Annotated in this window: 5 protein-coding genes and 1 pseudogene; 4 read left to right on the forward strand and 2 right to left on the reverse strand. The window is 41.7% G+C overall.

The window, feature by feature from the left end:
• Positions 1 to 24 precede the first annotated feature (24 nt).
• From groL to FJX03_06110, 3 genes are all read left to right on the forward strand, one after another.
• Complete coding sequence (gene groL / locus FJX03_06100) at positions 25 to 1683, forward strand: chaperonin GroEL (GenBank protein MBM3633257.1); 1659 nt, start codon at positions 25 to 27, stop codon at positions 1681 to 1683.
• Positions 1684 to 1973: 290 nt separating this feature from the next.
• Entirely contained in the window at positions 1974 to 2645 is a 672-nt protein-coding gene (locus FJX03_06105) for a ribulose-phosphate 3-epimerase (protein MBM3633258.1), read from the forward strand.
• The gene (locus FJX03_06110; protein ID MBM3633259.1) at positions 2642 to 4204 is read left to right on the forward strand and encodes a hypothetical protein; all 1563 of its coding nucleotides are present in this window, start codon (positions 2642 to 2644) and stop codon (positions 4202 to 4204) included. The genes FJX03_06105 and FJX03_06110 overlap by 4 nt, the downstream gene beginning before the upstream one ends.
• 39 nt (positions 4205 to 4243) lie before the next feature.
• On the opposite strand, the gene FJX03_06115 is transcribed toward FJX03_06110, so the two are convergent.
• Together FJX03_06115 and FJX03_06120 are read right to left on the reverse strand one after the other, a co-directional pair.
• Positions 4244 to 4744, reverse strand: a complete 501-nt coding sequence (locus tag FJX03_06115; protein MBM3633260.1) for a hypothetical protein — start codon at positions 4742 to 4744, stop codon at positions 4244 to 4246.
• Positions 4745 to 4879: 135 nt separating this feature from the next.
• Positions 4880 to 5140, reverse strand: a complete 261-nt coding sequence (locus FJX03_06120) for a hypothetical protein (GenBank protein MBM3633261.1) — start codon at positions 5138 to 5140, stop codon at positions 4880 to 4882.
• An 877-nt stretch (positions 5141 to 6017) separates the two neighbouring features.
• Between FJX03_06120 and FJX03_06125 the strand changes: the two are divergent.
• Positions 6018 to 6296: pseudogene (locus FJX03_06125) on the forward strand (hypothetical protein).

Here is a 6296-nt window from a genome sequence, read left to right on the forward strand (position 1 = left end):
TTTTAAAGAGAAGGAAATAGAATCATGGCTGCTAAAGAAGTCCGTTTTTCTGCTGATGCCCGCGAACGTATGCTTCGAGGTGTTGATATTTTGGCTGATGCCGTTAAAGTAACATTGGGTCCAAAAGGACGGAATGTTGTTATTGAAAAGTCCTTTGGCGCTCCGCGCATTACAAAAGACGGTGTTTCTGTTGCGAAGGAAATTGAACTTTCCGATCGTTTTGAAAACATGGGGGCACAAATGTTGCGCGAAGTTGCTACCAAGACATCTGACTTGGCCGGTGATGGAACCACAACAGCAACTGTTTTGGCTCAAGCCATTGTTCGTGAAGGTGTAAAGGCCGTTGCAGCTGGTATGAACCCGATGGATTTGCGTCGTGGTATTGATATGGCTGTTGAAAGTGTTATTGCGAACATTAAATCTCAATCTAAAGCCGTTTCAACTAATGAAGAAATTGCTCAAGTGGGTACAATTTCTGCTAATGGTGAAGTTGAAATAGGTCAAATGCTTGCAAAAGCCGTTGAAAAAGTTGGTAAAGAAGGTGTAATCACCATTGAAGAAGCAAAGTCCCTACAAACAGAATTAGATGTTGTTGAGGGAATGCAATTTGATCGGGGATATATTTCTCCCTATTTCATTACAAACGCAGAGAAAATGTTGTGTGAATTAGAAAATCCATTCATTCTTATTCACGAAAAGAAACTATCCGGTTTGCAAGCGATGCTTCCCGTATTAGAAACGGTTGTGCAATCAGGTCGCCCGCTATTGATTATTGCGGAAGATGTTGAAGGCGAAGCATTGGCTACCCTTGTGGTTAACAAATTACGCGGTGGCTTAAAAGTTGCGGCTGTTAAAGCCCCCGGTTTTGGTGATCGTCGTAAATCTATGTTAGAAGATATTGCCATTTTGACAGGTGCTCAAGTTATATCTGACGATCTCGGTCTTAAACTCGAGAATGTTGATATCTCCATGTTGGGAACAGCAAAAAAAGTAACTATTACTAAAGATGACACAACAGTTGTTGATGGCGCTGGCGACAAGAAAGATATTCAAGATCGTTGTTCCCAAATTCGGGCTCAAGTTGAGGAAACGACTTCAGACTACGATCGTGAAAAGTTGCAGGAACGTCTGGCAAAATTGTCTGGTGGTATCGCTGTTATTCGTGTGGGTGGTGCAACAGAAATTGAAGTTAAAGAGCGTAAAGATCGCGTAGAAGATGCGATGCATGCAACCCGTGCAGCTATCCAAGAAGGTATAGTGCCTGGGGGTGGTGTAGCACTTCTTTATGCGCAAAAAGCGTTAGATGGTTTGAAGCCTATTAACAATGATCAAGAAGTTGGAATACGTATCGTTCGCAATGCGTTGTCCATTCCTTGTCGCCAAATTGCACTGAATGCGGGCGCTGATGGATCGATCGTTGTTGGGAAGCTCATGGATGCAAATAATCCAACCCATGGCTATGATGCTCAAAGCGATCGTTACGGCGACATGCTAAAGTTCGGCATTATCGACCCAACGAAAGTTGTTCGCACAGCATTGCAAGACGCGGCATCTGTTGCCAGCTTGCTCATTACAACAGAAGCCATGATTGCTGATAAACCTGAACCGAAGGCCCCTGCCGGTGGCGGCGGTATGCCAGGTGGTATGGGTGGCATGGGCGGTATGGGTGGTATGGATTATTAATCCACACCAATCGTCTTAAATTTAGAAAAAGGGGGTCTTTCGGGACTTCCCTTTTTTTATTCAAATAGCAAATTTTAAATTTTTTAAAATTCCGTAGGCTCACTCTGTTTTTTGGTAAGTATGGGCAGCATCCTAAAGTTGTTTGCGGAGATTCCAAACTCTTCTGATTGTGTTAAAAAAAATTTCTATAATGACGTCGTTTAAGATAGAGGAAAGGTTAACAATTGGTTTTCTCTTGTGCTACCATTATAGTGAATTCAAAGATCCACTTCTACCGTAGAAAGACAATTATGAGACGAATCCATATTGCGCCGTCGATTTTATCTGCGGACTGGGCCCAACTAGGTCAAGAAGTAAAATCCGCTGAAAAAGGAGGGGCAGACTGGATACATGTTGACGTAATGGATGGACATTTTGTTCCAGTCATTACAGCAGGTGCACAAATGGTAAGGGCATTGCGTCCTTTGACAACATTACCCATTGATGTTCATTTAATGATAAGCCCCGTAGATACCCATATAGAATCTTTTGCCAAAGCAGGCGCAAATATTCTTACAGTCCATCCGGAAGCAGGGCCGCATTTGCATCGTACATTACAAATGATTCGCTCTCATGGGGTAAAAGCTGGGGTGGCGTTAAATCCTTCTACACCTATAGAAGCAATCTTATCCATATTACCTGCAATTGATTTAATTTTAATTATGTCTGTAAATCCTGGCTACGGGGGGCAAGAATTTATTCCCTATACTTTAGAAAAGGTCAGAATTTTGCGCAAAATCATCGATGAACAAAAATTACCAATTCTTTTAGAAATTGATGGAGGAATTCAGGCTCACAACGCTTCCTTAGCTATTGAGGCCGGGATTGATATTCTGGTGTCTGGAACAGCAGTTTTTGGTGCGAAAGATCCTCATGATAACTCGTATGCGGCTGCGATTTCCGCCTTGAGGGGCCCTAGATGACTCTGATGTCTTTTTCGACTAAAGTCACACGATTCTTTCGACAAGCCTGGCGCAATAGTGCTTTGTATAGATTTACCCTTATGGGAGGACCAACTCCAAAACATTTGACTGTAATGCCGACAGATCCTTGGCCAGGGGATGTTTCTGCTGGGCGGATGTTGCTTGATGGAAAGTTTCTATTTGGCAGTCAAGTGATTCCGATGACAGATTTGTGGATGCCTGACACTGCAAATTCTCTCGTTCTAAATGAACTTCACCAATTTTCTTGGTTACGAGATTTACGGGCCATGGGTGATAATTTTGCCCGTCGCTTAGCTCGACAGCTTATTACAAATTGGATTGATCGAAATCAAGATTGGCAACTTCTTCCCTGGCAGGCAGGGATAACAGGACATCGTGTTGCCAATTGGATTGCTTTATATGACTTTTTTTGCTCGAGTGCCGATGAAAGTTTTCGTAGTTTATTTTTTCGAGAAATTGCTCGTCAAGTGCGTCATTTGAACTACTGTTGGTCAGAAACTTCACAACCTCTGGAACGTATTTTTGCTTTGAAGGGGATGGTTTATGCTGCGATTGCTTTCCCAGGCGAAAGTTACCGTTTGGCAACTCTATTGCCACAGCTTGAAAAAGAACTTCAGGCACAAATATTCTCAGATGGAGGTCACAAAAGTAGAAATCCACAAACACATCTCATTGTTTTACGTGATCTTATTGATATTCGAGCTATGCTTCGTCTTATTCATTATGAAATTCCCTCCTCTTTACAAACACTAATTAATCAAATGGCTCCCATTGTTAGACTCTTCAGGCATGGGGATGGGAGATTGGCAACTTTTGGAAGTCCATCTCAAGTCTCACCCCCAGTTATTGATATGGTTCTCTCTCTTGCTGATGTTCGAGGTCGTCCCCCAGAACGAGCTTTAAATTTGGGTTTTGAGAGGTGTGTTAATAAAAGTAGCTTGATCCTATTGAATGTCGGCACAAAAATAGACAGTTTTCAAGATTCATTATCAGAAGAAAACACTGGTTCCTTAAATTTTGAATGGAGCATGGGGCGAGATCGTATCATTCTTAAAGGAGACTTAGTTCTTCAAACAAATGAGGGGAAGCATTTTCAAATTCCCGATCCTATGGATTCAAAATCCATTCAACTGCACCGTATAAACCAAAAAGGCCATACTCTTGTGGATGTTCGTTATGCAGGATCTGATGGGCATTCATTTTCTCATCGCCGTCAACTTTGTTTAGGGGGTAACCAACCAAACTTACGAGGAGAGGATACGATAGAAGTCCCTTGTGAAGCGGTATATGGGATAAGATTCGTTCTAGCTAAAAATATTGAAGCATCCCTTTCTTCCGGGAAACGCGGTGTTATGCTTCGGTTACCCAATAGTGGCAAAGCAATTCCTAGCCAAGAGGGTCATATGTGGCGTCTTTTGGCTTCTAAAGTTGAAGAAATACTTATAGAACCTTATGGAGAGACACAAGCCATCCTCTTGCTAGGACATATTAAAAGTAACCAGCCTAATTCAATACGATGGGCTTTTTGTCAAGATTAACAATTTCTAACGATTCCAATCTGTATTCATAATACTTATTTAGAGATTATGCTCATCTTTAGCTTTCAACAATTTTTCATTTGTTTCCTTACTGTACTTCACAGCCTCATCTAAGGAGAAGGCAAAATATCCTAGTTTTAATTGATGCGCTTGTCTTTGTTTTACAAAAGTTTCAAAAGAAAGTTCGCGACAAAATTCCTCATGTTCTTTCTCTTTACCTGGAATGAGATCTTTCTTTTCAGTAAATTTAGAGTAGAGGTATGTTAACAATTCCTTTTCAGTTCGTGGTTCTGTAAAAAAGTCAGGTGCGAATCCTATAAATAAACCATTGGCAAGCCGGATGACATTGTGATTTGCGTCAAAGCTACATTTCAATTGGTTGTATTGAGGTATATTGGTAAAGGCAATAGCATAAAACTCTCCCTCTTTCAGGGAAGAAACTTTAGAATAAAAAGACCAGGACAGCTGACTTACTACATTAAATTCAGTATTTAGACCTTTAACTTTCAATTGTTCTGTAACTTGAGATAACTTTGTCATAAGTGCATTGTCACCAAGAATAAGGCCAAGCAGAGCTAAACGAGCACTTCTTGCTGCATTTGAGCATTCCATGATGAGTTTTGATGAGGTAATTTCATTTAAAGCTAGAGAGAATTTTTCTTGCTTTAGAGGATTCTACCGAGCCATTGAGGTCCACCCATTTGATGTATTAACGTTCAATACGTCCCAGGAAGGGCTGACTTGGACTGTTGTTGTATTTTTTTCAGGATAGTTCCAGTTAGAATTTATATGTTGATAAACTTCGACTAATTTTTGAGTATAACCTTCAATGACGCTTTGTGTCTCATCTCTCTGTTTGCTAATTGTCTCTGCTGCAGGTGATGGGCTTGTAACTAAAGAAGTTAAAATTAATATAGTTAAAATAATTCTGTTCATTTATTGTCCTCTAAGATTTTAAACTCAATGCTCCTTGATTAGTTACATAGGAATTTCTTGTATTTTTGTCAAGTAAATAAAAGTTAATAATTATTAAATAATATTTGTATATATTCAAATATTAGATAATTTTTCAAATTAATTATAATTTTCATTAAATAAAAAAATCAATAAAATTTCAAAAACTTCACGAAATATTAATTAATCATACTATATTATTAAATAAAAATTTATATATATTTAGATTTTGGTAGGATATATGCGTATGCGTGATAATCTCAATTTCTTCAAGCTGCTTATTGTAATGATTCTATCGTTCTTCTGTACGATGGATTTCACAATGGCACAAGGCATATATGATGATAGTTCCTACGCCTCCGGTATGGGAAGTTACGATTCTAGTATGGGCGGTTATGATCCCAGTATGGGTGGGTCCGGAATGGGTATGGGAGATCCATCAATGAGCAGCTCGGGAATGGGTATGGGTGACCCCTCAATGGGCGGTTTTGGAATGGGTGGATTAGATGCTTATGGCAACCCAACTCAACCGGGAGGTTTTCCGGGAGCTGGTGCTCCCCCACCTTCTTCATATTCTTCTCCCCCTCCTGCAGCACAAGTTTCTCCCTCGACCACATCAGGCGGTGACGTAGCATCATCTTTATTGGGAACAATTGGAAGTGTGATGAACACAAAAACGACAGCTGATGCTGGAGTTGCAACTACAGCTTTGACAACAGGAGCCACGACTGCCCAAGCCGCTTCTGCAGAGAAATTTGCACTTGACGGACAAAAAATGAATATGCAACAAAATTTAGCCTCACAACAAATGGCTAATCAAGCCAATATGAACATGGCAAGGCCCGGAATGCCCGGATACGGCGGGGTGCCTGGTTACGGCGGCATGGGAGGCGGATTTGGCGGCGGCATGGGAGGCGGATTTGGTGGCGGCGTGGGAGGTGGACTTGGCGGCGGCATGGGAGGCGGATTTGGTGGCGGCGTGGGAGGGGGCCTCGGCGGCGGCATGAGTGTTGGCGTGGGAGGTGGCCTCGGCGGCGGCATGAGTGTTGGCGTGGGTGGCGGGCTCGGTGGCGGTATGGGAATGAACAGCGGTATGGGAATGAACAGCGGTATGGGAATGAACAGCGGTATGGGAATG

The organism is Alphaproteobacteria bacterium (genome assembly GCA_016870095.1).
In the GTDB taxonomy this organism is placed as follows: Bacteria; Pseudomonadota; Alphaproteobacteria; order Paracaedibacterales; family VGCI01; genus VGCI01.

Bases quoted from the DNA above. Each gene is read 5' to 3' on its own strand.
- groL (MBM3633257.1), top strand. From the start codon at position 25: ATGGCTGCTAAAGAAGTCCGTTTTTCTGCTGATGCCCGCGAACGTATG.
- FJX03_06105 (MBM3633258.1), top strand. From the start codon at position 1,974: ATGAGACGAATCCATATTGCGCCGTCGATTTTATCTGCGGACTGGGCC.
- FJX03_06110 (MBM3633259.1), top strand. From the start codon at position 2,642: ATGACTCTGATGTCTTTTTCGACTAAAGTCACACGATTCTTTCGACAA.
- FJX03_06115 (MBM3633260.1), bottom strand. From the start codon at position 4,744: ATGACAAAGTTATCTCAAGTTACAGAACAATTGAAAGTTAAAGGTCTA.
- FJX03_06120 (MBM3633261.1), bottom strand. From the start codon at position 5,140: ATGAACAGAATTATTTTAACTATATTAATTTTAACTTCTTTAGTTACA.